The sequence below is a fragment of the Streptomyces sp. NPDC018610 genome, from assembly GCF_044391765.1.
Classification (GTDB): domain Bacteria; phylum Actinomycetota; class Actinomycetes; order Streptomycetales; family Streptomycetaceae; genus Streptomyces.
Genome location: NZ_JBISAL010000008.1, coordinates 193,256 through 215,724, shown reverse-complemented (window position 1 = coordinate 215,724; position 22,469 = coordinate 193,256). Strand labels below are relative to the sequence as shown.

At 74.2% G+C, this 22,469-nt stretch carries 23 protein-coding genes; 7 read left to right on the top strand and 16 right to left on the bottom strand.

The genetic code is table 11. From position 1 onward, the window contains the following. Positions 1 to 132: 132 nt before the first annotated feature. From ACH5A8_RS21760 to ACH5A8_RS21750, 3 genes are all read left to right on the top strand, one after another. Complete coding sequence (locus tag ACH5A8_RS21760) at positions 133 to 564, top strand: MerR family transcriptional regulator (protein WP_399004311.1); 432 nt, start codon at positions 133 to 135, stop codon at positions 562 to 564. After that, positions 561 to 995, top strand: a complete 435-nt coding sequence (locus tag ACH5A8_RS21755) for a carboxymuconolactone decarboxylase family protein (protein WP_399004309.1) — start codon at positions 561 to 563, stop codon at positions 993 to 995. Before ACH5A8_RS21760 ends, ACH5A8_RS21755 begins: the two co-directional genes overlap by 4 nt. 264 nt (positions 996 to 1,259) lie before the next feature. Beyond that, on the top strand, positions 1,260 to 1,703 hold the full coding sequence (locus ACH5A8_RS21750) for a DUF6314 family protein (RefSeq protein ID WP_399004307.1): 444 nt from the start codon (positions 1,260 to 1,262) through the stop codon (positions 1,701 to 1,703). Here the strand turns inward: ACH5A8_RS21750 and ACH5A8_RS21745 are convergent. From ACH5A8_RS21745 to ACH5A8_RS21735, 3 genes are read right to left on the bottom strand one after another with little or no spacing between them, the layout of a single operon-like run. Beyond that, positions 1,685 to 2,278: a histidine phosphatase family protein gene (locus tag ACH5A8_RS21745; RefSeq protein WP_399004305.1), complete on the bottom strand. Its 594-nt coding sequence runs from the start codon at positions 2,276 to 2,278 to the stop codon at positions 1,685 to 1,687. The two genes, ACH5A8_RS21750 and ACH5A8_RS21745, sit on opposite strands and share 19 nt — an antisense overlap. Before the next feature lie 31 nt (positions 2,279 to 2,309). Beyond that, entirely contained in the window at positions 2,310 to 2,768 is a 459-nt protein-coding gene (locus ACH5A8_RS21740) for a GNAT family N-acetyltransferase (protein ID WP_399004303.1), read from the bottom strand. Next, positions 2,765 to 4,288 (bottom strand): PLP-dependent aminotransferase family protein, encoded by a 1,524-nt coding sequence (locus ACH5A8_RS21735; RefSeq protein WP_399004301.1) that lies wholly within the window; start codon positions 4,286 to 4,288, stop codon positions 2,765 to 2,767. Before ACH5A8_RS21735 ends, ACH5A8_RS21740 begins: the two co-directional genes overlap by 4 nt. Between ACH5A8_RS21735 and ACH5A8_RS21730 the strand changes: the two genes are divergently transcribed. Together ACH5A8_RS21730 and ACH5A8_RS21725 are read left to right on the top strand one after the other, a co-directional pair. After that, positions 4,287 to 5,342 (top strand): DMT family transporter, encoded by a 1,056-nt coding sequence (locus tag ACH5A8_RS21730; RefSeq protein ID WP_399004299.1) that lies wholly within the window; start codon positions 4,287 to 4,289, stop codon positions 5,340 to 5,342. The two genes, ACH5A8_RS21735 and ACH5A8_RS21730, sit on opposite strands and share 2 nt — an antisense overlap. 122 nt (positions 5,343 to 5,464) lie before the next feature. Next, on the top strand, positions 5,465 to 5,668 hold the full coding sequence (locus ACH5A8_RS21725; RefSeq protein ID WP_399004298.1) for a DUF1918 domain-containing protein: 204 nt from the start codon (positions 5,465 to 5,467) through the stop codon (positions 5,666 to 5,668). Between the two features lie 87 nt (positions 5,669 to 5,755). Here ACH5A8_RS21725 and ACH5A8_RS21720 read toward each other — a convergent pair whose 3' ends face one another. After that, positions 5,756 to 7,006 (bottom strand): glycoside hydrolase family 10 protein, encoded by a 1,251-nt coding sequence (locus tag ACH5A8_RS21720; protein ID WP_399004296.1) that lies wholly within the window; start codon positions 7,004 to 7,006, stop codon positions 5,756 to 5,758. A gap of 171 nt (positions 7,007 to 7,177) precedes the next feature. Here ACH5A8_RS21720 and ACH5A8_RS21715 point away from each other — a divergent pair, with 171 nt between their 5' ends. After that, a complete protein-coding gene (locus ACH5A8_RS21715; protein ID WP_399004294.1) occupies positions 7,178 to 8,050 on the top strand; it encodes a 3-hydroxybutyryl-CoA dehydrogenase in 873 nt (290 codons plus the stop codon). Positions 8,051 to 8,195: 145 nt separating this feature from the next. Here the strand turns inward: ACH5A8_RS21715 and ACH5A8_RS21710 are convergent, their stop codons facing one another. The 10 genes from ACH5A8_RS21710 to infC all read right to left on the bottom strand — a co-directional run bounded on the left by ACH5A8_RS21710 (position 8,196) and on the right by infC (position 19,444). Beyond that, positions 8,196 to 8,735 carry an NUDIX hydrolase gene (locus ACH5A8_RS21710; RefSeq protein ID WP_399004292.1) on the bottom strand — a complete coding sequence of 180 codons (540 nt, stop codon included), beginning with the start codon at positions 8,733 to 8,735 and terminating at the stop codon, positions 8,196 to 8,198. 115 nt (positions 8,736 to 8,850) lie between these two features. Then, complete coding sequence (locus tag ACH5A8_RS21705) at positions 8,851 to 10,191, bottom strand: transcriptional regulator (protein WP_399004290.1); 1,341 nt, start codon at positions 10,189 to 10,191, stop codon at positions 8,851 to 8,853. A 470-nt stretch (positions 10,192 to 10,661) separates the two neighbouring features. Beyond that, positions 10,662 to 11,582 carry a PP2C family protein-serine/threonine phosphatase gene (locus ACH5A8_RS21700; protein ID WP_399004288.1) on the bottom strand — a complete coding sequence of 307 codons (921 nt, stop codon included), beginning with the start codon at positions 11,580 to 11,582 and terminating at the stop codon, positions 10,662 to 10,664. A gap of 202 nt (positions 11,583 to 11,784) precedes the next feature. Then, entirely contained in the window at positions 11,785 to 14,289 is a 2,505-nt protein-coding gene (gene pheT, locus ACH5A8_RS21695) for a phenylalanine--tRNA ligase subunit beta (protein WP_399004286.1), read from the bottom strand. Continuing rightward, on the bottom strand, positions 14,289 to 15,407 hold the full coding sequence (gene pheS, locus ACH5A8_RS21690) for a phenylalanine--tRNA ligase subunit alpha (RefSeq protein ID WP_399004284.1): 1,119 nt from the start codon (positions 15,405 to 15,407) through the stop codon (positions 14,289 to 14,291). Before pheS ends, pheT begins: the two co-directional genes overlap by 1 nt. A gap of 148 nt (positions 15,408 to 15,555) precedes the next feature. Next, positions 15,556 to 16,731 (bottom strand): ATP-binding protein, encoded by a 1,176-nt coding sequence (locus ACH5A8_RS21685; protein ID WP_399004282.1) that lies wholly within the window; start codon positions 16,729 to 16,731, stop codon positions 15,556 to 15,558. Between the two features lie 52 nt (positions 16,732 to 16,783). Beyond that, complete coding sequence (locus ACH5A8_RS21680; RefSeq protein ID WP_399004280.1) at positions 16,784 to 17,647, bottom strand: TrmH family RNA methyltransferase; 864 nt, start codon at positions 17,645 to 17,647, stop codon at positions 16,784 to 16,786. 324 nt (positions 17,648 to 17,971) lie between these two features. Next, the gene (gene rplT / locus ACH5A8_RS21675) at positions 17,972 to 18,355 is read right to left on the bottom strand and encodes a 50S ribosomal protein L20 (RefSeq protein WP_006141703.1); all 384 of its coding nucleotides are present in this window, start codon (positions 18,353 to 18,355) and stop codon (positions 17,972 to 17,974) included. A 110-nt stretch (positions 18,356 to 18,465) separates the two neighbouring features. Then, positions 18,466 to 18,660, bottom strand: coding sequence for a 50S ribosomal protein L35 (rpmI, locus tag ACH5A8_RS21670; RefSeq protein ID WP_004933563.1), 195 nt, complete (start codon positions 18,658 to 18,660; stop codon positions 18,466 to 18,468). Positions 18,661 to 18,769: 109 nt separating this feature from the next. Next, positions 18,770 to 19,444, bottom strand: a complete 675-nt coding sequence (infC, locus tag ACH5A8_RS21665; RefSeq protein WP_399004278.1) for a translation initiation factor IF-3 — start codon at positions 19,442 to 19,444, stop codon at positions 18,770 to 18,772. Positions 19,445 to 19,813: 369 nt separating this feature from the next. Between infC and ACH5A8_RS21660 the strand changes: the two genes are divergently transcribed. Beyond that, a complete protein-coding gene (locus tag ACH5A8_RS21660) occupies positions 19,814 to 20,221 on the top strand; it encodes a DUF1844 domain-containing protein (protein ID WP_399004276.1) in 408 nt (135 codons plus the stop codon). A gap of 1 nt (position 20,222) precedes the next feature. Here ACH5A8_RS21660 and ACH5A8_RS21655 read toward each other — a convergent pair whose 3' ends face one another. After that, a complete protein-coding gene (locus ACH5A8_RS21655; RefSeq protein ID WP_399004274.1) occupies positions 20,223 to 21,008 on the bottom strand; it encodes an SseB family protein in 786 nt (261 codons plus the stop codon). Positions 21,009 to 21,240: 232 nt separating this feature from the next. Continuing rightward, positions 21,241 to 22,419 carry a type VII secretion-associated serine protease mycosin gene (mycP, locus tag ACH5A8_RS21650; RefSeq protein ID WP_399004624.1) on the bottom strand — a complete coding sequence of 393 codons (1,179 nt, stop codon included), beginning with the start codon at positions 22,417 to 22,419 and terminating at the stop codon, positions 21,241 to 21,243. Positions 22,420 to 22,469 lie beyond the last annotated feature (50 nt).

Genomic DNA, 22,469 nt, shown 5'->3' with positions numbered 1-22,469 from the left:
TTGAATGATGCCGTGGTTAATGATGTCCGCGGCCGTTTCGGGCCGGTCGCCGGCGAGGTCGCCTGCCGCCTCCGGAAGAAGATCACGGGCGCGGCTTGACCTGGAGCACGCTCCAGGTTCTACGGTCTTCTCATGACCAGCGGACAGCCCCTCCCGCGGGACCCGGAAGCGACGTTGACCATCGCCCAGGTGGCCGAGCGCACCGGTCTCACGCACGACACCCTGCGCTACTACGAGAAGGCCGGCCTCATCGCGCGGGTCGGCCGCACCACCGGCAACCAGCGGCGCTACGAGGCCGCGGACCTGGCGTGGCTGGAGTTCCTGCTGCGGCTGCGCGAGACCGGCATGTCGATCGCCGACATGCAGCGCTTCGCGCGGCTGCGGGCGGCGGGGGACGCGACGGTCGCCGGCCGGCTGGCGATGCTGCGCGAGCACCGCGCCGAACTGGCCGCACGCATGCGGGCGTTGCGGCGCAGCGCGGGCGCGCTGGACGACAAGATCCGACATTACGAAGGGCTGCTCGACACCATGCCCGAGCAGCCGGGAACGGGAGATGCCCCATGAGCGAGACCACCACCCGCGAGGAGCGCTTCGCCCACGGCCTGGAGGTCCTGAGGCGGGTCGACGGCGAGGCCGGGCAGCGGGTCGTCGACTCGCTCGCCGACATCAGCCCGGAACTGGGCCACCAGGTCGTCGCCTGGGCCTTCGGCGAGGTCTACGACCGTCCCGGGCTCGCCCCTCGCGACCGGCAGTTGGTCACCCTGGGCATGCTCACCGCGCTGGGCGGCTGCGAGGCCCAGCTCGACGTGCACGTCAACGCGGCGCTGAACGTGGGCCTCACGCCCGAGCAGATCACGGAGGCGCTGCTGCACTCGGCGGTCTACTGCGGCATGCCGAAGGCGCTGAACGCCACGTTCGCCGCGAAGAAGGTCTTCGCCGAGCGGGGTCTGCTGCCGCTGGGCGAGCGGCGCGCGCGGTCCGCGCGCTGCTCATAGCGCAGTCCGCGCGGTGCTCGCAGTCCGCGCACTCCTCGTAGCCGCGCACTCCCGCGGTCCGCGCAGCCCGGCGCCGAGTCCGTCTGCGGGCGGTGGGCGGTGGGCGGTGGGCGGGACCACGGTGTCGGCACGGCCGCGAGTGCCTCGTAAGCTCGGTGCCACGGATGCGCACGCCGCCCGCCGCGCGATCCGGGCCCACGCCGGGCGCGGGCCGCCCACCGAGGTCGCGGCCGGGGCCGTGCGGGTGTGCGGGAAGGGACGACGATGGACGCGTGGTGGCCCGTGACGGACGTGCTGGCGCACCTGGCCGGGCGCTGGCGCGTGGAGCGGAGCGTGCGGGACCTGGCGAGCGGTGACGAAGGGGAGTTCGCCGGTGTGACGGTCTTCGGCCCGCTGGAGGGCGGCGGGCTGCTGCACGAGGAGTCGGGGGACTTCACCTGGCAGGGCGTGACCCGGCCGGCGACGCGCACCCTGCGGTTCCTGCCGGGGGGCGTGCCGGGCACGGCCGACGTGCGCTTCGCGGACGGGCGGCCCTTTCACGACCTGGACCTGCGCTCGGGACGGCACGTGGCCGGTCATCCGTGCGCGGCCGACCTCTACCGCGGTGAGTTCACCGTCCGGGACGCGGACCACTGGCGGTCGGTGTGGCGGGTGGGCGGTCCGGCGAAGGACCTGGTGCTCGTCACCGGCTACACCCGCGAGGGCTGAGCCCGCGGCCCCTCGAGACGCAGGTTCCAGCGGCCCGCCCGGCCGGTGACGGTGGCCGTCGACAGGGGGCGGACGTCGATGTTCCAGTACGTCGCCGGCGGCGCCTTCAGCGCGTGGACGAGGGCGGCGCGGATCACCGAGGGCTCGGCCACGGCGACCACGCTGCCGCCGTCCTCGACGGGCCGGGTGTCCAGCCAGCCGCCGACCCGGCCGATGAAGGACAGCAGCGACTCGCCGCCGTGCGGGGTGGCTCGCGGATCGGCGAGCCAGAAGTCCACCGCCTGCGGTTCGCGCGCCATCGCCTCCCCCAGCGTGAGACCGCGCCACCGCCCCATGTCGCAGTCACGCAGGGCGAGTTGGGCGAGGGGGGCGTAGCCGAGCGCGTCGCCGGTGGCGCGGCTGCGCGGGGTCGGCGAGCAGTAGCGCAGGTCGGCGGCGGCCAGCGGCAGCAGGTCGGGGGCCACGCGGCGCACCTCCTCCCAGCCCGCCTGGTCGAGCGGCCGGTCGTCGTCGAACCGTTCGGCGAGCAGCGGGGAGTCGCGCGCGGCGGCGACGAACGTGACCCGTAGTGCCATGCGGCGATCGTGGGCCGCGCGGGTGCGCGGGTCAAGGGGTGTCACACGGGTGTCGGTCGAGAACGAGTGCCATCCACCGCCCGGGGCGCTCCAGCGGCCGGAAGCCGATCTTCTCGTAGACGCCGTGCGCGTCGGCGGTGGCGAGCAGGATCCTGCGCAGTCCGTGCGGCCGCAGGTGGTCGCGTACGGCGGCCACGAGCGCCGTGCCGATCCCCTTGCCGCGCACGGCCGGCTCGACGTACACGTCGCACAGCCAGGCGAAGGTCGCCCGGTCGGTGACCACCCGCGCGTACGCCACCTGCGCGCCGGAGGCGGTGTCGAACACCCCGAAGTTCAGCGACCCGGCGACGGCCAGCTCCTGCTTGTCGCGGGTGCGGCCGAGCGCCCAGTAGGCGTCCGTGGACAGCCAGTGGTGGACGCGTGCGACGTCGATGCGGTCGGTGTCGGTGGAGATCTCGTAGCCGTCGGCGAGCCGTGGGGTGTCGGTCATGGCAGGAGGGTGGCAACCGCGGGCCGCGGTGTCGAACCGTTTTCCCGTCCCGGCCCGAGCACTTCGTCGCAGGCCGCCCGGAGCCGGCGTACGCCCTCGGTGATCTCGGCGGTGCCGGCGACCGCGGCGAAGCTCAGCCGCACGTGGGCGGCGGGGGGTTCGGCGCTGAAATAGGGTCGGCCCGGGGTGAGGGCGACGCCCGCGCGCAGGGCGGCGGTGGCCAGGGCGGACTCTCCCCCGGACCCGAAGGCGGAGCCCCCGGCGCCGTCGGGCAGGCGCAGCCACAGGTGGTAACCGCCGGAGGGGATGTGCGGGAGGGCGAGTTCCGGCAGCCATCGGCGCAGCGCGCTCGTCATGACGTCGCGGCGGGTCTTCAACTCGGTGGCCAGGGAGCGCAGATGGCGCGGCCAGGCGGGCGAGCCGACCAGTTCGAGCGCCGCTTCCTGCAGCGGCCTGGGCACGAAGAAGGTGTCGACGACCTGGATGGCGCGCAGCCGTTCCAGCGCCGGTCCGCGGGCGGCGAGCGCGCACACCCGGAAGCTGGGCGAGGTGGCCTTGGTCAGCGAGCTCACGTGCACGACGACGCCGTCGGGGTCGTCGGCGGCCAGCGGGGGCGGCAGCGGCCCGGCGTCCTCGTGCGCGAGGCGGCGCACGAAGTCGTCCTCGACGACGAACGCGCCCGCCTCGCGGGCGATCCGCAGCACCTCGGCGCGGCGTTCCGGGGCGAGCACGGCGCCGGTGGGGTTCTGGAACAGGGGCTGGCAGACGAACACCCGGGCGCCGCTCGCCCGGAACGCGTCGGCCAGCAGGTGCGGCCGCACGCCGTCGGCGTCGACCGGCACCGGCACGGGCCGCAGCCCGGAGGCCCGTGCGATGGCCAGCATGCCGGGGTAGGTCGGCGACTCGACGAGCACCGGGGCGCCGGGCGGGGCCAGGGCGCGCAGCGCCGTGGTCAGCGCGGACTGGCCGCCGGCGGCGATCAGGACCTCGGCGGCGGTGACCGCGCCGGCGGGGCCGCCGATGTGGCGCGCGAACCACTCGCGCAGTTCCGGCAGCCCCTCCAGCGGCGGGCGCCCCCAGGCGCCGGGGCGGCGGCCCGCGCGGGCGAGCGCGGCGGCCATGGCCCGCTCCGGCTGGAGGGAGGGGTGCGGGTAGCCGCCGCTGAACTCGATCACGCCCGGCGGTGGCACGGCCAGCGAGACCGTGACACCGGAGGCGTCCACCGTGCGCGGCACGAGGTCGGCGGCGCCGTCGGCGCTCAGCGCCACCGCCTGCCAGGAGGTGTCGCCCGTGGGCGCGGCCGGCGCGTGCGGTGCGGCACGGAAGGCGCCCGCGCCGGGCCGGGTCACCACCAGACCCTCGGCGGCCAGTTGCGCGAGGGCCCGGGAGACGGTCACCGGGCTGACCCGGTGGCGCTCCACGAGGGCTCGACTGGAGGGAAGCTTCTCACCTTCCGAGTAGCGCTTCAGCTCCCGCCGCAGCTCTTGGACGAGTTCACCCACACTGCTACGCTCTTGCATGAGAGCCAAGAGTAGCGCTACCGAGGCGGGCAGGATAGCGGTGGACAGCCCGCCGACGACCGGCGGCGACCCGGACACGGGCGCGCCGGGCACCCGCGTGCCGGACACCGGCACCCTCCCAACGGGCACCGGACCCGGCACGGGCACCGGCTCCCGCGCGCGGAACGCCGACGCACCGGGCGGCGGCGCCTCCGACCGGACCGGCCCCGGGCTGGTCCAGGCGGGCCTCGGGGTCGTCGCCTTCTCCCTCACCTTCCCGGCCACCGCCTGGGGTCTGGAGGGCTTCGGGCCCTGGTCGCTGGTCGCCGTGCGCAGCGTGCTCGCCGCCGTCATCGCGGGCGGCGCTCTCCTGGCGCTGCGCGTGCCGCCGCCCGCACGCCGGCACTGGCCCGGGCTCGCGGTCGTGGCCCTCGGCGTCGTCCTCGGCTTCCCCCTGCTCACCACGCTCGCCCTCCAGACGTCGACCACGGCGCACGCCGCCGTCGTCGTGGGCCTGCTTCCGCTCACCACGGCGCTGCTGTCCGCGCTGCGCGTCGGCGTCCGCCCCTCGCGGACGTTCTGGGCGGCGGCGCTGGCGGGCGCGGCGGCGGTGCTCGCCTTCACCGTGCAGCAGAGCGGGGGCGCGCTGACCGCGGCCGACGGCCTCCTCTTCGCCGCGCTGCTCGTGTGCGCGGCGGGGTACACCGAGGGCGGCCGGCTGGCCCGGATCATGCCCGGCTGGCAGGTGATCGGCTGGGCGCTGGTGCTGTGCCTGCCGGTCACCGTGCCGGGCGCGGTGGTCGCCCTGTCGTACGAGCCGGTGCACCTGGGCGCGCACAGCGTGGCCGGGCTGCTGTGGCTGGCCGCGGGCTCGCAGTTCTTCGGAATGGTCGTCTGGTACCGGGGGATGGCGGCGATCGGCATCCCCAAGGCCAGCCAGTTGCAGCTGGCGCAGCCGCTGCTCACACTGGTGTGGTCGGTGCTGCTGCTCGGCGAGCGGCTGACGCCGGCCGCCCCCGTGACGGCCGCCGCCGTGCTCGTCTGCATCGCCGTCACCCAGCGGGCGCGCGGCTGACCGGAGACCTCCGGTTCCGACCGCACATCCCGGTTCCGCCGCACACCGGCCGGCCGTGCTCCGCGCCGTAGACTCGAAAGCCGAGGACCGCTGCTCCCGCACCCGGTGAGGAGGCCCCGCAGATGCGCGCAACCGTGGGCGACAAGCTCGTCCAGCACGGCAGGGTGGTCGGCCAGCACGACCAGATCACCGAAGTCGTCGAGGTCATGGGATCGGAGGGCAATCCGCCCTACCGCGTCCGCTTCCCGGACGGGCACGAGGCCGTCATGTCACCCGGCCCCGACTGCCAGATCCGTCATCACGAGGAACAACAGCAACGACGCTGAGGCCTCGGCCCGGGGCGGTGCCGGCCCCCGCGGGGCGCTGCACCGCCCGGGACGCGGCCCCGGGCCGGACGGGACGTGAACCGGGGCTCAGCGCGGGGACTTCGCCGGCTGCCGGTAGTGGTCGGCGACCACCCGTGCCATCGCGCCGGTCGGGTCCGCGGCGACGTCCTTGGCGGCGAAGAAGACGTGCCCGCGCACCTCCGGGTACTTCTTCGCCAGGGTGAGGTGCCGGGACAGCTCGTCGGGGTCCCGCCAGGCGGAGTCCTTCTCCCCCGCCCGGTACAGCGCCTCCCCCACGTACAGCCGGGTGCGGCTGCCGCGCGCCACCTCGGCCCACCAGGGCACCAGCTCGGCATAGTCGGCGGCGGCCAGGCCGATGGTCCAGTACAGCTGCGGGACGACGTAGTCGATCCAGCCCTCCCGCACCCACTTGCGGGTGTCCGCGTACAGGTCGTCGTACGTCTGCGCGCCCGCCTTGGTGGCGGAGCCGCGCGGGTCGGTGGCGGCGTTGCGCCACACGCCGAAGGGGCTGATCCCGAACTGGGCGCCGGGCCGGACCCGGGCGAGGGCGGCGGCCGTCTCGCGCACCAGCTTGTCGATGTTGTCCCGCCGCCAGGCCGCCCGGCTCGCGAAGCCGCCGCCGTGCCGGTCGTAGGCGGCGTCGTCGTCGAAGGTCTGGCCCGCCTCCGGATAGGGGTAGAAGTAGTCGTCGAAGTGCACGCCGTCCACGGGGTACTTGCGCACCGCGTCGAGCATCGCCTCCTGTACGAAGGCGCGCACCTCGGGCAGGCCCGGGTCGTAGTACAGCTTGCCCGCGTAGGCCACCACCCAGTCGGGGTGCCTGCGGGCCGGGTGCGAGGAGACGAGCTGGGTCCGGTCGGTGCTCAGGGCGACGCGGTAGGGGTTGAACCAGGCGTGCAGCTTCAGGCCGCGCGCGTGCGCCTCCGCGACGGCGGTGCCCAGCGGGTCCCAGCCGGGGTCCTTGCCCTGGGTGCCGGTGAGGTACCGCGACCACGGCTCGTACGACGACGGCCACAGGGCGTCGGCGGCGGGGCGGACCTGGAGGAAGACCGTGTTGAGCCGGCGGCGCACCGCCGCGTCGAGGAGGGCGGTCAGCTCGCCGCGCTGGCGGGCGACGCTCAGTCCGGTGCGCGAGGGCCAGTCGCGGTTGCTCACGGTCGCCAGCCACATGCCCCGCATCTCGGTGACCTGCTCCCGGCGCGCGCCGGCGGCCCCGCCCGGCGGCTGGGGCGCGGCCGGCGCCGCGCTCGCCCCGTGCGTCACCGCCAGCGTCGACAGGGCGGCCACGGTGAACGCGCGTCGGGTCACTCGGCTCATCCGGACACTCCCGGTACGTTCCGGATCCGCGCCGTCACGGATCGTGTACCGGGTCAGCATGCACGACCCGGGCGATCGATCATCGTTATGACAGGGGTAACGTGCACGTTCGGAGCAGGCACCGCACACATGGGCCGCCTGCCCACCCGTTGGATCTGCGAAAGGGACGATGTGACCGGCATTTCGGCAGACATTGCACGCGTCGGTGTGGTGGGCTGCGGCCAGATGGGCGCGGGCATCGCCGAGGTGTGCGCCCGGGCCGGCCTGGACGTGAAGGTCGCCGAGACCACCGGCGAGGCCCTGGAGATCGGCCGCACCCGGCTGTTCAACTCTCTGGGCAAGGCGGCCGAGCGCGGCAAGATCAGCGACGAGGAGCGGGACGCCACGCAGGCGCGCCTGAGCTTCACCACCGACCTCGGCGAGTTCTCCGACCGCGACCTCGTGATCGAGGCCGTCGTGGAGAACGAGCAGGTCAAGACCGAGATCTTCCAGGTCCTCGACCAGGTGGTGACCCGGCCGGACGCGATCCTGGCCTCCAACACCTCCTCGATCCCGCTGGTGAAGCTCGCGGTCGCCACCTCGCGGCCCGACCACGTGATCGGCATCCACTTCTTCAACCCGGCCCCGGTGCAGAGGCTCGTCGAGCTGATCCCGGCGCTGACCACGTCCGAGGGCACGCTGAGCCGGGCCCAGCTGTTCACCGAGAAGGTGCTCGGCAAGCACGCGATCCGCGCCCAGGACCGGTCCGGGTTCGTGGTGAACGCGCTGCTCATCCCGTACCTGCTCTCCGCGATCCGGATGTTCGAGTCGGGGATCGCCAGCCGTGAGGACATCGACAACGGCATGGAGCTGGGGTGCGCGCACCCCATGGGGCCGCTGAAGCTGTCCGACCTGATCGGGCTGGACACGGTCGCCTCCGTCGCGTACTCGATGTACGAGGAGTACAAGGAGCCGCTGTACGCGGCGCCGCCGCTGTTGCAGCGGATGGTGGACGCGGGGCGGCTGGGGCGGAAGTCCGGGTCGGGGTTCTACACGTACGGCTGAACGAGGCCGAGGGGCGTGGGGCGGTCGGGGGCCGAGGTTTTCCACCCCCGACCGCCCCTTCCCGTCCCACCCCGGGGGCGTTGCCCCCGGACCCCCTTCGCGCAGTTCCCCGCGCCCCTTGAGAAGCGGGCGCGGGGCAGATCTGTCATGTGTGGTCGGTCAGCCTCTGGTGGTGGAGGAGGAGCAGGGCCGCCGCCATGTTGGCGGCCGGGATCTCGCCCCGGGCGATCAGGTCGGGGACGATCTTGAGCGGGACCCAGGCGCGGCGGTCGGACTCGAAGTCGTCCACGGGATCGCCGATGTACTCGGCGCGGTCGGTCCAGTAGACGTGGTGCCGGGCGTCGGTGAGGCCGTTGGACGGCTCGACGCTCATGAGGTGGCGCAGGGGGCCGGGGCGCCAGCCCGTCTCCTCCTCCAGCTCCCGGGCCGCGGCGCGGACGACGTCCTCGCCGTCCTCGACGACGCCCGCCGCCAGTTCCCAGCCCCAGCTGTCGGTGATGAAGCGGTGCCGCCACAGCAGCAGCACCTCGTCGGCCTCGTTGACCACGGTGGCCACGGCGACGGGCCGCAGCCGGATCAGGAAGTGGTCCAGATGCCGGCCGTCCGGCAGCTCGACATCCGCGAGGTTGACGGTGAACCAGCGGTTTGCGTACACAGTTTGTTCGTTCTGTTTCGTCCACTGCACGGTTCTGCCACCTTCCGTCAGGTCAGTGGCAATATCGCAGCCGCGACGGCCAGGCAGCAGGCGCACATGAGCCGCGTACGGGGCAGCGGGCGGCGCGCGGCGGGCCGGGAAGCCCTCACAGGGGCACGCGCAGGGCGCCGTCGATGAGTTCGGCCGCCTCCGTCGTACCGGCGCACCCGCTGCGCACCAGGTGCTCGCGCACCGCGCGCAGCCGGTCCCGCAGCCGCTGGGACTCCATCCCGCGGGCCTGCTCGGCCATCCGCACGGCGGTCGCCACCGCGCTGTCGGCGTTGCCCCGGCGCAGTTCGATCGTGCTGAGCATCGCGAGGCGGTGCACCCGGCCGCGGTCGTGCGCCGGGCTGTCCACGGCCGCCGCGGCGTGCTCCTCTGCGGCCGCCAGATCACCGAGGCTGAGCAGCGCCTCCGCCACCTGGACGTTGACCAGGCCCGGCTCGACATAGCCGGTCTCCTCGGGCTCGTAGCCGCGGTGGATGCGCTCGGCGGCCTGCTCCGCGCGCCGGATGCGCGACAGCGCGCTCGTGCCGTCGCCGAGGTGGGCGTACGCCTTGGCCTGCATCGCGTACAGGTCGGAGGCGAGCGCCGGGGTGATGTCGCGGCCCGCGGCGCGCAGCGCGGCCTCGGCGAAGGCGACGGCCTGGCGGTACTCCCGCATGAACAGCGACTGGTTGACCAGCAGCGCTATGACGTAGGCCCCCAGTCCGCGGTCCCCGCTGGCCTTGGCGAGCCGCAGCGCCTGGTGGAAGTAGCGCTGGGCGAGCCCGTGCGCGTCGGAGTCGTAGGCGCAGATGCCCGCGATCGCCACCAACGCACCCGTCGCCCGGTGCAGTTGGCGGCCGGTGGCGTCGGTGTAGCCGCCGCGCAGCAGCGGGGCCGTCTCCGCGTTCAGGAAGCCCACGACCCGGCTGCGGGTGGCCACGCCGCCGGCCTTGCGGTACATCTGCTCGTAGTGCGTGCGGGCCGCGCGCAGCATCTCGACGTCCGCCGGGGTGACCCGGTGCCGCCCGCCCCGGGAGACGTCCGCGTCCTCGGGCGGGTTCTCCCACTCCCACACCGGCATGACGGCCGGGGTGCCGGTCACCGCGGGCGCCCCCAGGACGTGCGGGCGCTGCTGCTCGTCGGAGCGCCACAGGGCGGTGGCCCGTTCCACGAAGCCGGACAGGGAGGTGGTGTGCGGGGCGGACGGTTCTCCGGGCACGCCGAGGCCGATGTCGTCGAGGGTGACGGGCCGGCGCAGCCGGGCGGCCAGCACCTCGCAGATCAGGTCGGGCACCTGGCCGCGGGGCCGCTGGCCCTTGAGCCACCTGGCCACGGCGGTGTGCTCGTAGCGCAGCGTCAGACCGCGGGCGCGGCCCGCCTGGTTGACGTGTGCGGCGAGGCCGGCGTGCGAGATCCCCGCCTCGTCCAGGATCGCGTCGAGCAGAGTGTTGGGCTGCATGTCGGGCCCCCGGTGGCTCGGTGCGCACAGCGTAGTGGGGCCCGGTTCACACGGGGTGTGAACGCAGTGCGCGCATCCGCACCGTGTGCGCGCTGTCGCGGTGCGTGGGCGGCCGGTTGACTGAGGTGCCTCGTCAAGAGGCCGGCCGGGCCGCCGGCTCCCCCTCGTACAGTGCGGCGGCCCGCTGCCACGCCGCCCGTCCCGCCGCCTGCCCGACACTCCGTGGCGGGACGGGCGGCCTCGCCGGGCAGGGGGCTACGTGGCCGCCGGTCGCCGGCCGGGGCCGGTCACGCCCGCGCGCGGCGGGCCCGGACCGCGCGGGAGACCGCCACCGCTTCAGGGGCGGGCCCGCGACCACCTCAGGGGCCCGCCACCGCCTCAGGGGCCCGCCACCACCTCAGGGGCCCGCCACCACCTCAGGGGCCCGCCACCACCTCAGGGGCCCGTCGCGCCCGCGCGCGGCGGAGCCGCTACGGGCAGCGCCCCGCTCCCCTGGGAGGCCGGACGCGGACCGACGCCTTCCGGTCGTTGCGGATCACCAGGACCGCCGCGTCGTCGGCGCGGCGGTGTCCGGTGTGCCGCAGGAGCGAGGCGAACACGGCGCGCAGGACCGACCGGGAGGAGAGCGGGCCGGCGCGGGCCACGTCCCCGAGGACCGACGCCAGCGGGAAGAAGCGGCCCCGGGCGTCCCGGGCGTCCGCCACGCCGTCGGTGTGCAGGACGAGCGTGTCCCCCGGCAGGAGGCGGCCCAGCTCCTCGACGGGCAGGTCGTACGGCAGGGGGAAGGCGCCCAGCGGGGGCAGCGGGCCTACGCGGGAGACCGGTCCCATGTCCTGGCCGCGCAGCCGGTACGGCCACGGGTGGCCGCAGTTCAGCGCCTTCGTGCGGCCGTCGTCGGCGATCTCCAGGAGCAGGACGGTGACGAAGTCCTCGTCGGCCGGGTGCCCGGGTTCCCGGGTGCGCAGGTGGCGGGCGAGCGCGCGGCCCAACCGGCGCAGCACGCCTCCGAGTTCGGGCTCGTCGTGGGCGGCCTCGCGGAAGCTGCCGAGCACGGCCGCCGCGGTGCCGAGGGCGCCGAGGCCGTGGCCCCGCACATCGCCCATGACCACCCGTACGCCGTGCTCGGTGGCGATCACCTCGTACAGGTCCCCGCCGACGGCCGCGCCCCGGTCGGCGGACAGCTGGGCCGCCGCGAGACCGAGCCCCGCGATGTCCGGCGGCAGCGGGCGCAGCAGCGCGCTCTGGGCGGCGCCGGCGACCGCCTGGGCCTGCCGCAGCTCGTGCAGCATGGCGCGCCGGGCGTGCAGGACGATGCCGGTGCCCACGGCGAGGAACACGGCTCCCGGCCGCATCCCGCGCTGCGTACCGGCCCTGAGGCGGATCATGTCCATGGACCCCCGGAAAAGGCGCTGACGGCGCGGACCAGCCCCGCGGGGCCGGTCCGATTGTGTCCACCGCATACCCCTGAAAGGCCGGATCAGGAGCCTTCTCACCCGATCGAGTGAGCAGCTGCGGAGTGCATTTACGCAGGTCACGGCGGAGGGGCGGGTCCGGTGGTCCGGTCCCGCCCCTCGCACACCGCTGGTGAACCGCTCAGCTGCGCAGTGCCGCTCCGGTGCGCTCGGCGGCCAGCGCCACCGCGGCGTCGCGCGCGGCGGACGCCTCGTCGACCGTCAGGGTGCGGTCGGGGGCGCGGAAGCGCAGCGCGTAGGCCAGCGACTTGCGGCCGTCGCCGAGCTGCTCGGCGTTCTCGTAGACGTCGAACAGGCGGATGGACTCCAGGAGTTCACCGGCGCCCTCGCGCAGTGCGGCCTCGACGTCGGCGGCCGGGACCGGCTTGTCGACGACGAGGGCCACGTCCTGCGTGGCGACCGGGAAGGAGGAGATCCGCGGCGCCCGCACGATGCCGTCGCCGGCCTGCTCCAGCAGGTCGAGCTCGACCTCCATGGCGCAGGTGCGCTCCGGCAGGTGCATCGCCTTCACCACACGCGGGTGCAGCTCTCCGGCGTGGCCGACGAGGGTCTCGACGCCGTCCACCCGCGCGTAGAGCGCGGCGCACCGGCCGGGGTGCCACGGGGCGTACTGGTCGGCGCGGACGATCAGCTCCGCGCCGGCCTCGCGGGCCACGGTCCGCGCCGCCTCGACGGCGTCGGCCCAGTCGGCCGGCCGGCCCTTGCCCCACCAGCCGGCCTGCTCACGGGCGCCGGCCAGGACGACGGCGACCCGGCGCGGCTGGCGCGGCAGCGCGGCGTCGAGGGCGGCCAGCTGCTCCTCGGTGGGCCGGCGGTCGGCGGGCAGCCGGGCCGGGACCTCCTCCTGGCCGGTGGGCCGGAAGACCAGGCCGGTCTCGAACAGCGCCAGGTCGTGGCCGCCGCGCCCGTCGTTGCGGCGCAGCGCGCCGAGCAGGCCCGGCAGCAGCGTCGTGCGCAGGGCGGGCTCCTCGTCGGAGAGCGGGTTGACGAGGGTGACGACGGTGCGGCGCGGGTCGTCGGCGTCCAGGCCGAGCTGGTCGAAGGCGGCCTCGCCGAGGAACGGGTAGTTCAGCGCCTCGACGTAGCCCGCGCCGGCCAGCGCGCGGCCGACCCGGCGGTGCAGGCGCTGCCGGCCGGTCAGGCCGTGGCCGGGCAGCGGCCGGGGCAGCGTGGAGGGCAGGTTCTCGTAGCCCTCCAGGCGGATGACCTCTTCGGCCAGGTCGTTCGGGTCGGCCAGGTCGGGCCGCCAGGACGGGACGGTGACGATCAGCTCGTCGGCGCCGTAGACGTCGCAGCCGATCTGCTGGAGCCGCCGCACGACGGTCTCCCGGCCGTAGGTGACGCCCGCGACCTTGTCGGGGTGGTCGGCCGGGATGGTGATGGTGCGCGGCGCGGACGGCGCGACGATCTCGGTGACGCCCGCGTCGGCGGTGCCGCCGGCGAGCAGGACCAGCAGGTCGACGGTGCGCTGCGCGGCGGCGGAGGCGGCCTGCGGGTCGACACCGCGCTCGAAGCGGCGGGAGGCCTCGGAGGGCAGCTTGTGCCGGCGGGCGGTGCGCGCGATGGCGACCGGGTCGAAGTGGGCGGCCTCGATGACGACCTCGGTGGTGGTGCCGTCGGTGTCGTCGATCTCGGTGTCGGCGCCGCCCATGACGCCCGCGAGGCCGATGGGGCCGCGGTCGTCGGTGATGACCAGGTCCTCGGTGGACAGCGTGCGGGTGACGCCGTCGAGGGTGGTGAGCTGCTCGCCGCGCTCGGCCCGGCGCACGCCGATGGCGCCCTGGACGCGGGTGCGGTCGTAGGCGTGCAGCGGCTGGCCGAGTTCGAGCATCACGTAGTTGGTGATGTCGACGGCGAGCGAGATCGGGCGCATGCCCGCCTTCTGCAGCCGGCGCTGGAGCCAGATCGGGGAGCGTGCCTCGGGGTCCAGGCCGGTGACCGTGCGGGCGGTGAAGCGGTCGCAGCCGAACGGGTCGGAGATCTTCACCGGGTGCCCGTAGGCATTGGGCGCCGGCACGTCGAGCAGGGCGGGGTCGAGCAGCGGGCGGCCGTAGGCGATGGCGGCCTCGCGGGCGACGCCGCGGATCGACAGGCAGTCGCCGCGGTTGGCGGTGACGGCGATGTCGAGGACCTCGTCGACGAGCTGGAGCAGCTCGATGGCGTCGGTGCCGACCTCGTGCTCGGGCGGCAGCACGATGATGCCGTGCGTGCCGTCGTCGCCCATGCCCAGCTCGTCGGCGGAGCAGATCATGCCGTGGGAGGTCTTGCCGTACGTCTTGCGGGCGCTGATCGAGAAGCCGCCGGGCAGGGTGGCGCCGGGCAGGACCACGACGACCTTGTCGCCGACGGCGAAGTTGCGGGCGCCGCAGACGATCTCCTGCGGCTCGCCGGTGCCGTTGGCCCGGCCGACGTCCACGGTGCAGAACCGGATCGGCTTCTTGAAGCCCTCCAGCTCCTCGATGGTGAGCACCTGGCCGACGACGAGCGGCCCCTTGAGGTCGGCGCCGAGCTGCTCGACCGTCTCGACCTCGAGGCCGGCCGGGATGAGCTTGGCCTGGACGTCGCGCCCGGTCTCCGTCGCCGGCAGGTCGACGTACTCCCGCAGCCAAGAAAGCGGGACCCGCATCAGATCTCCATCCCGAACGGCCGGGTGAACCGGACGTCACCCTCGACCATGTCTCGCATGTCTTCGACGTTGTGGCGGAACATCAGCATCCGTTCGATGCCGAACCCGAAGGCGAATCCGCTGTACTTCTCCGGGTCGACGCCGCAGGCGATGAGCACCCGGCGGTTGACCATGCCGCAGCCGCCCAGCTCGATCCAGCCCTCGGACGAGCAGGTGCGGCAGGGGCGGTCGGGGTTGCCGACGGACGCGCCGCGGCAGACGTAGCACACCATGTCCATCTCGGCGGACGGCTCGGTGAACGGGAAGAAGTTCGGCCGCAGCCGGGTCTTCATGCCCTCGCCGAACAGCATCTGCACCATGTGGTCCAGGGTGCCCTTGAGGTCGGCCATGGTCAGGCCCTCGTCGATGGCGAGCAGCTCGACCTGGTGGAACACCGGGGTGTGGGTGGCGTCCAGCTCGTCCGTGCGGTACACGCGGCCGGGGCAGATCACGTAGATCGGCAGCTCGCGCGTCAGCATGGAACGCGCCTGCACGGGCGAGGTGTGGGTGCGCAGGACGACACCGGAGTCCGCGCCCTCGGCGCCGCGCACGAAGAAGGTGTCGTGCTCGCTGCGCGCCGGGTGGTCCGGGCCGATGTTCAGGGCGTCGAAGTTGAACCACTCCGCCTCGGCCTCGGGGCCCTCGGCCACCTCGTAGCCCATGGCGACGAAGACGTCCTCGATGCGCTCCGAGAGCGTGGTCAGCGGGTGCCGGGCACCGGCCGGTACGCGGTCGTAGGGCAGCGTGACGTCCACGGCCTCCTCGACCAGGACGCGGGCGTCGCGCTCGGCCTCCAGCTCGCCCTGGCGGGCGGCGAGGGCCTTGTTCACCGCGCCGCGGGCCATGCCGACGCGCTTGCCGGCCTCGGCCTTGGCGTGCGGGGGCAGGGCGCCGATCTCGCGGTTGGCGAGGGCCAGCGGGGAGGCCGGGCCGGTGTGGGCGACCTTGGCCTCGTGGAGCGCGTCGAGCGAGTCCGCGGCGGCGAAGGCGGCGAGCGCCTCGTCCCGCATGCGCTCGATCTCTTCCGGTTTCAACGTCTCGACCTCGACAGGGTCGTACGACTTATTCGGTGCCGACATCTCTTCCCGTGCTTCCGATTGGCTGGCTGACGGTCCCCGTCACCGACTCGTGGACGTGTCGTCTCCAGTGGTGGGACACAAAGGTGCCAAAGGCCGAGTCTAACGGGGGTGAGGGGAGGGAAAGCGCCCGTGGGCCCTCGGCGGGTGCTCAGAGCAGGTGCGCCGGGGTGCCCACGGGCAGGGTAAATCGGAACTGCGCGCCGCCGCCGGGGGCGCGTCCGACCGTGATGGCGCCGCCGTGGGCCTCGACGATGCCCTTGACGATGTAGAGCCCGAGGCCGGTGCCGCCGCGCTTGCTGCCCCGCCAGAAGCGGGTGAAGACGCGGTTCATGGACTCCTCCGGGATGCCGGGCCCCTCGTCGCTCACCGTGACCGACGTGGCTGCGTTCTCCGCGTCGTCCCCTTCTCTCAGGGACGCCGCGGGCGTGACGTCTATGGTGACGGTTCCCTCGCCGTGGCGCACCGCGTTTTCGATGAGGTTGCTCAGCACCTGGTCGATCTTGTCGGGGTCGGCCCACAGTTCGGGCAGCGGTTGCTCCACCCGGACGAGGAACCGGTCGGCGGGCTGGCCGGCGGCGACGTAGGCCTGGACGTGCCGGCCGACGGCGGCGCCGATGTCGACGAGCTGGCGGCGCACCTCCAGGCGGCCGGAGTCGATGCGGGAGATGTCGAGCAGTTCGGCGATGAGCCGGGTGACGCGGTCGGCGTCGGCGTCGACGGTCTCCAGCATGAGCCGCTTCTGGTCGTCGGTGAACCTCTCCCACTTGGCCAGCAGGGTGGCGGTGAAGCCCTTGACGGAGGTCAGCGGCGAGCGCAGTTCGTGCGCCACGGTGGCGATCAGCTCGGCGTGGCTGCGCTCGGTGCGGCGGCGGGCCTCGGTGTCCCGCAGACAGACCACCACCCGGCGCACGGGGCCGGTGGGGCGGACGCGGACGTAGCTCGCCGAGACGAGGACCTCCCGGCCGCCGGGCAGCAGGAGGTTGCGTTCGGGCTGGCCGACGCGGATGGCGAGGCCGCCGTAGGGGTCGGTCAGCTGCCACCAGCGCCGGCCCTCCAGGTCCTCCAGCGGCAGCGCCTCCTCCAGCGGCCGGCCGAGGGCCCGCTCGGCGGGGGTGGCGGTGATCCGGGCGGCGGCGGCGTTGAAGCGGACGACCCGTCCGTCCGCGTCGGCGACGACCAGCCCGTCGGGCAGGTCGTCGGGGTCGACGCCCGGGCCCGCGGGGCCGGGGTCGTGGCCTCGGGAGGGGACGGGGCCGCCGGGCCGGGGCACGGAGGGCTGGCGTGCGGCGTCCGTGTCCGGTGCACCGCTCGTGCCGACACTCATCCCGTACCCCACCTCTCAGCCGGTGCAGCAGGCCCCCGAGCCGGTCACCCTACTAGTTCCGGGCGGCGGAGCGGCATCCTTGGACGGCGCGCTGGGCGCGGGCCGAAGCGTAGAGACATACGGCGGCGGCGGTGGCCAGGTTCAGGCTCTCGGCCTTTCCGTGGATCGGGACGCGCACGACGGCGTCGGCGAGGGCGCGGGTCTCCTCCGGCAGCCCCCAGGCCTCGTTGCCGAACACCCAGGCGGTGGGGCCGCCCATGGTGCCCTTGTCCAGCTCGTCGTCGAGGTCGTGCGCGCCGGCGCCGTCGGCGGCGAGGACGCGCACCCCGGCGTCCTTGAGCCCGGCGACGGCCTGCTCCACGGGGACGCCGACGGCGACGGGCAGGTGGAAGAGCGATCCGACCGAGGCGCGTACGGCCTTCGGGTTGTACAGGTCGACGGAGGCGTCGGTGAGGACGACCGCGTCGGCCCCGGCGGCGTCGGCGCAGCGCAGCACGGTGCCGGCGTTGCCGGGGTCGCGCACGTGCGCGAGGACGGCGACGAGGCGGGGGCGGGCGGTGAGGATGTCCTCGAACGGCGTGTCGAGGAACCGGCAGACGCCGACCAGGCCCTGCGGGGTGACCGTGGTGGAGATGTCGGCGATGACCTCGTCGGCGGCCAGGTGGACGCGGGCGCCGACGGCGCGGGCCTCGCCGACGATGTCGGCGTAGCGCTCGGCGGCCTCGACGGTGGCGAACAGCTCCATGAGGGTGGCCGTCCCGTCCGCGGCCCGGTGCCCGGCGGCCTCCCGCACGGACTGCGGTCCCTCCGCGAGGAACAGCCGGTCCTTCCCCCGGAAGTTCCGCTTGGCCAGCCGGCGGGCGGCGCTCACGCGGGGGGAGCGGGGCGAGATGAGCTCGGGAGTGGCGGGGGGCATCCTCTTGCTTTCGGGACTCGTGGTGGCGGGGGATCGTCGCTCACCGGCGCTGACGGGGTGCCGCTGCGCCCACCCGTGCCGCCCTGGGGGCACGAGCGCCCACAGCGAGGTCGAGGCGAAGGGGCGCGGGGAACCGGGGCGGCCGGCCACGACGAACCCGCGGTCGGCCGACGTGCGGACGCAGCCCTCGAGGGCGCGGGGAACTGCGCGAACAGCCCCCACCGGGCCGCGGTCGGCAACACACCGCAGCCGCCCCCAACGACAGGACCCGCAAGCCCTGAAGCCTGCGGGTCCTACAGTCGCCGGCTCAAGGCCGGCGCGGCGTCACGCGGCCTTCGGCGCGTTGACGTCGCTCGGCAGAGCCTTCTGGGCGACCTCGACGAGCGCGGCGAACGCGTTCGCGTCGTTGACGGCCAGCTCGGCCAGGATCTTGCGGTCGACCTCGACGTTCGCGGCCTTCAGACCCTGGATGAAGCGGTTGTACGTGATGCCGTTGGCGCGGGCAGCGGCGTTGATGCGCTGGATCCACAGCTGGCGGAAGTCACCCTTGCGCTTCTTGCGGTCGTTGTAGTTGTAGACCAGCGAGTGGGTGACCTGCTCCTTGGCCTTGCGGTACAGACGCGAGCGCTGACCGCGGTAGCCGGAGGCCTGCTCGAGGATCGCCCGGCGCTTCTTGTGGGCGTTGACTGCCCGCTTGACGCGTGCCACTTGATTAACTCCTTGTAGCGGGGCCGTGGTTGTGCTCACACGGCCCGGAAACGATTGGGTCCCGGTCCAGACGGACGGCGCGCCGGATCAGTCGATCGCGCGCCGCGGCGTCACTTGCCGAGAAGCTTCTTGATCTTCGCGGCGTCGCCCGGGGCCATCTCGGCGTTGCCGGTGAGGCGACGCGTCACGCGGGACGACTTGTGCTCGAGCAGGTGGCGCTTGCCGGCGCGCTCACGGAGCACCTTGCCGGAGCCGGTGACCTTGAAGCGCTTGCTGGCACCGCTGTGCGACTTGTTCTTCGGCATAGCGCCGTTCTCTCCTCGTCGGTGGCGCTCCGGTGCCCGGTCGCGAGAACCGGGCACGGTGGAGCGTCGCTCTTGTTTCGGTTACATCCTGGGACAGGCGTCCCGGGGGTCACGCCTCGGCGTGCTCCTCGGCCGGCTCCTCGGCCTGCGCCTGGGTGTCCGCGGCGTTCTGCGAGCGGCCCGGGTTGGCCTTCGCGTCGGCCTTGCGGGCCTCCTGCGCCTGGCGGGCCTCGGCCATCGCCTCGGTCTTCTTCTTGTGCGGACCGAGAACCATGATCATGTTGCGGCCGTCCTGCTTCGGGTTCGACTCGACGAAACCGAGGTCCTGGACGTCCTCCGCGAGGCGCTGCAGCAGCCGGTAACCCAGCTCCGGCCGGGACTGCTCGCGACCACGGAACATGATCGTGATCTTGACCTTGTCGCCCTGCTTGAGGAACCGGACGACGTGACCCTTCTTGGTGTCATAGTCGTGCGGGTCGATCTTCGGCCGGAGCTTCATCTCCTTGATGACCGTGTGCGCCTGGTTCTTGCGCGCCTCACGGGCCTTCATGGCCGACTCGTACTTGAACTTCCCGTAGTCCATGAGCTTGCACACGGGCGGACGGGCGTTCGCCGCGACCTCGACCAGGTCCAGGTCGTACTCCTGCGCAAGCTCCAGTGCCTTGGCCAGCGGGACGATGCCCACCTGCTCGCCACTGGGACCGACAAGTCGCACCTCGGGAACGCGAATCCGGTCGTTGATGCGGGGCTCGGCGCTGATGGATCCTCCTCGGTAGCACCACACGGCGGTCTGGCGGACGGCCGCGTACGTCTCTGTTCGACAGACCTAACCGCGCCGAGACACGAAAAATGCCCCGGACGATCACATGCGGGGCTCCTCGAACTACCGGAGCGACCGCCGTGATGCCACGGGGCGCGCTGTTCGGACGGACCGCCGTCGCCGGGACGGGGGCCGTCTGACCGGTGACCCGCCGCCCGAGGGGCGGTCAGGTGGGAGTTCGAAAGCCTCCACTTGTGGGCCGGAACGCTAGCCGTGAGGCATACGTGTCCGACCGGTCGTTACACAAGGTTAGCAGGATCGGACGGGCAGGGCCAATCGGGCCGCAAGGGCCGCGGTGCGGCGCGGGACCGCGCTGCACCTATCGTGTGGGGCATGAGTGAGACCCCCTCTGAGAAGCCCTCCGGGAACCCCGCGGAGAGCACCGAGAGCACCGAGAACCCCGGCGTCGCCGACTTCGACGCCATGACCCGCGACATCGCGGAGGTCCCCGCGGTCGAGGTGATCGTGACGGTCGCCGTCAACCTGATGAGCGCCGCCGCCGTGAAGCTCGGTCTGACCGAGGAGGGCGACAAGTACAAGGACCTCGACGAGGCCCGCAAGCTGGTGACCGCGCTCGCCGGGCTGCTGGACGCGAGCGCGACCGAGATCAGCTCCTTCCACGCGGCGCCGCTGCGCGACGGACTGAAGTCGCTGCAGCTGGCGTTCCGCGAGGCGTCCGTCGTCCCGGACGAGCCGGGGCAGGGCCCGGGCGAGAAGTACACCGGGCCGGTCTACGGCTGAGCTATCCCCGCACGTACAAGGGCTCGCCCGGCGGCGTCGCCCCGGCCGGCAGCAGTGCCAGGTCGAGGCCGCGCACCAGGCGGGCCCTCAGCGTGTCGCTGGCCGCCAGGCGGCCGGCGACGGCGCGGGCGGCCTCGGCCGGGTCGGGGGCGGCGGCCGGGTCGAGGACCAGGGCGAGGGTGCCGTCGGCGCGCCCGGGACCGAGGTGGGCGCGCAGCACGGCCGGCTCGGCGGCCACCGCCTCCCGTACGGCCGCCACGACCGCCGGGTCGGCCAGCGGGTCGGCCGTCGTACGGCCCTCGGCGAGCGCGAGCAGCGCGGACCCGGTCAGTTCGAACGGCACCGGCCCGGCCATGTCCAGCACGACCGTGTCCGCCCTCTCGTGCGCGGCGGCCTGGAGGGCCTGGTGCAGGGGTACGGCGACGGGGCGGGCGGCCGGGTCCCAGCGGGCCAGGGAGCCGGTGGAGGTGAAGGCGGGCAGGGCGGTGCGGTCGCCGGCCTTCAGCGTGGGCACGGCCATGTCGCTGGTCTTCTCGCGGCGCAGCCCGCCCCCCCGGCTCCCGCCGCCGCCCTTCCAAGGAGCTTCGCGCTCCTCCTGACTGGCCTCCTCCACCTCGCCGAGCACGGCGACGACGGGGACCAGCAGCCGGGCGCCCTTCAGGGCCTGGAGCACCGGGTCCACGGCGGTGCGGTCCTCGGCCCAGGCGGCGAGCGCGGCGCTCAGCCGGGGGTCGGCGGAGCCGTCGTCGTCGGAGAAGCCGGGGTCGGGGATGTTCTTGTTCGCCACGCCCCCGAGCCTATCCGGGCCGGTCACGGCTCACCCAGGGTCCCTGGGCCCACATCGCGCGGGTCCCGCGGCGCGGGCGGTCCCGCGCGGAAGGACGCCTCCCAGGGCCTGTCCGACAAGAGCCCGTCGTTTCTGACAGAACCCCGTCGTTCGCCCGTAGGTCGGGCCTCGCGGCGTCCGGTGCGTGCGATCGCGAGGCGCCGAAGCGTCCTCGACGGGGGCCCCCTGCTCGTCAAGCTCGGGAACGGAAGACGTTCTCCCGGCGGCCGCGGCGCCACAGCACGGCCGCGACGGCCAGGAGGACTCCCCCGGCGCCGCCGGCGAGCGGGCCGGCCCAGCCGGACGTGTCGTCGTGGGTCTCGTGGGTGTCGGGACCGGGGCCGAAGTACTCGTCGCCGTAGGCCGCCGCGCGCAGGCCCCGCGGCTTCAGGCGGCCGGCGGCGTCGATGGCGGCGACGGGGTCGATCATGCCGAAGCCGCGCGAGTCGTCCCGGCCGCCCACGGGGGCGTCGCGGGCCGTGTCCTCCAGGAGCTTCTTGATCTGCGCGGGCGTCAGGCCCGGGTGCGCGGCCTCGATCAGGGCGACGGCGCCGGAGACGAAGGCGGAGGCCGCGCTGGTGCCCCAGCCCTCGTAGTACCTGTGGTCCGGGTCGGCGATGACGATGTCGACGCCCGGTGCGCTGACCGCGGCGTACCAGCGGCGGGTGGAGAAGGCGGCCCGGGTGCCGTAGCGGTCGACGGCGGTCGCGGCGATCACGCCCGGGTAGGCGGCCGGGTAGGAGATGTGGTCGCCCTTGTCGCCGCCGTTGCCGGCGGAGGCGACGACGACGGTGCCCTTCTTCAGCGCGTACTGGACGGCCTCGTCCTCGGCGGGCTCCGGGTGCGCGGAGTCGGAGTCGTCGCCGAGGGAGAGGTTGATGACGTCGGCGCCGTGGTCGGCGGCCCAGCGGATGCCGTCGGCGAGGGCGCTGCCCCGGGTGGTGCGGGCGCGGGCCCGGGCCGGGTCGCCGTCCTCCAGGATCACCCGGACGGGCAGGATCTTCGCCTCCGGGGCGAGGCCCATGACGCCGTCGGCGTCGCCGGGGCCGTGACCGTGCCCGGCGATGATGCCGGCCATGGCGGTGCCGTGCCGGGCCCAGTCGCGGTCGCCGGGCCCGGCGCCGAAGCCGATCAGGTCCTTGGCGGGCAGGACGTTGCCGGCGAGGTCGGGGTGGTCGGCCTCCACGCCGGTGTCCAGGACGGCGACGGTGACGCCCTTGCCCTTGGTGGTCCGCCACAGCTGCGGGGTGTGCAGGGCGTCCAGGGCCCACTGCTTGGCGCGGATGCCGTCGGCGTGCGCGGCGGCGGCCGGTACGAGGGCCAGGGAGGCGGCGAGGAGCACGCTCAGGGCCGCGCCGCGGCGGCTGACCACGGGCGCGGCGGGAACGGCCGGCGCGGCGGCGGGCGCGGCGGGGGCCGGTG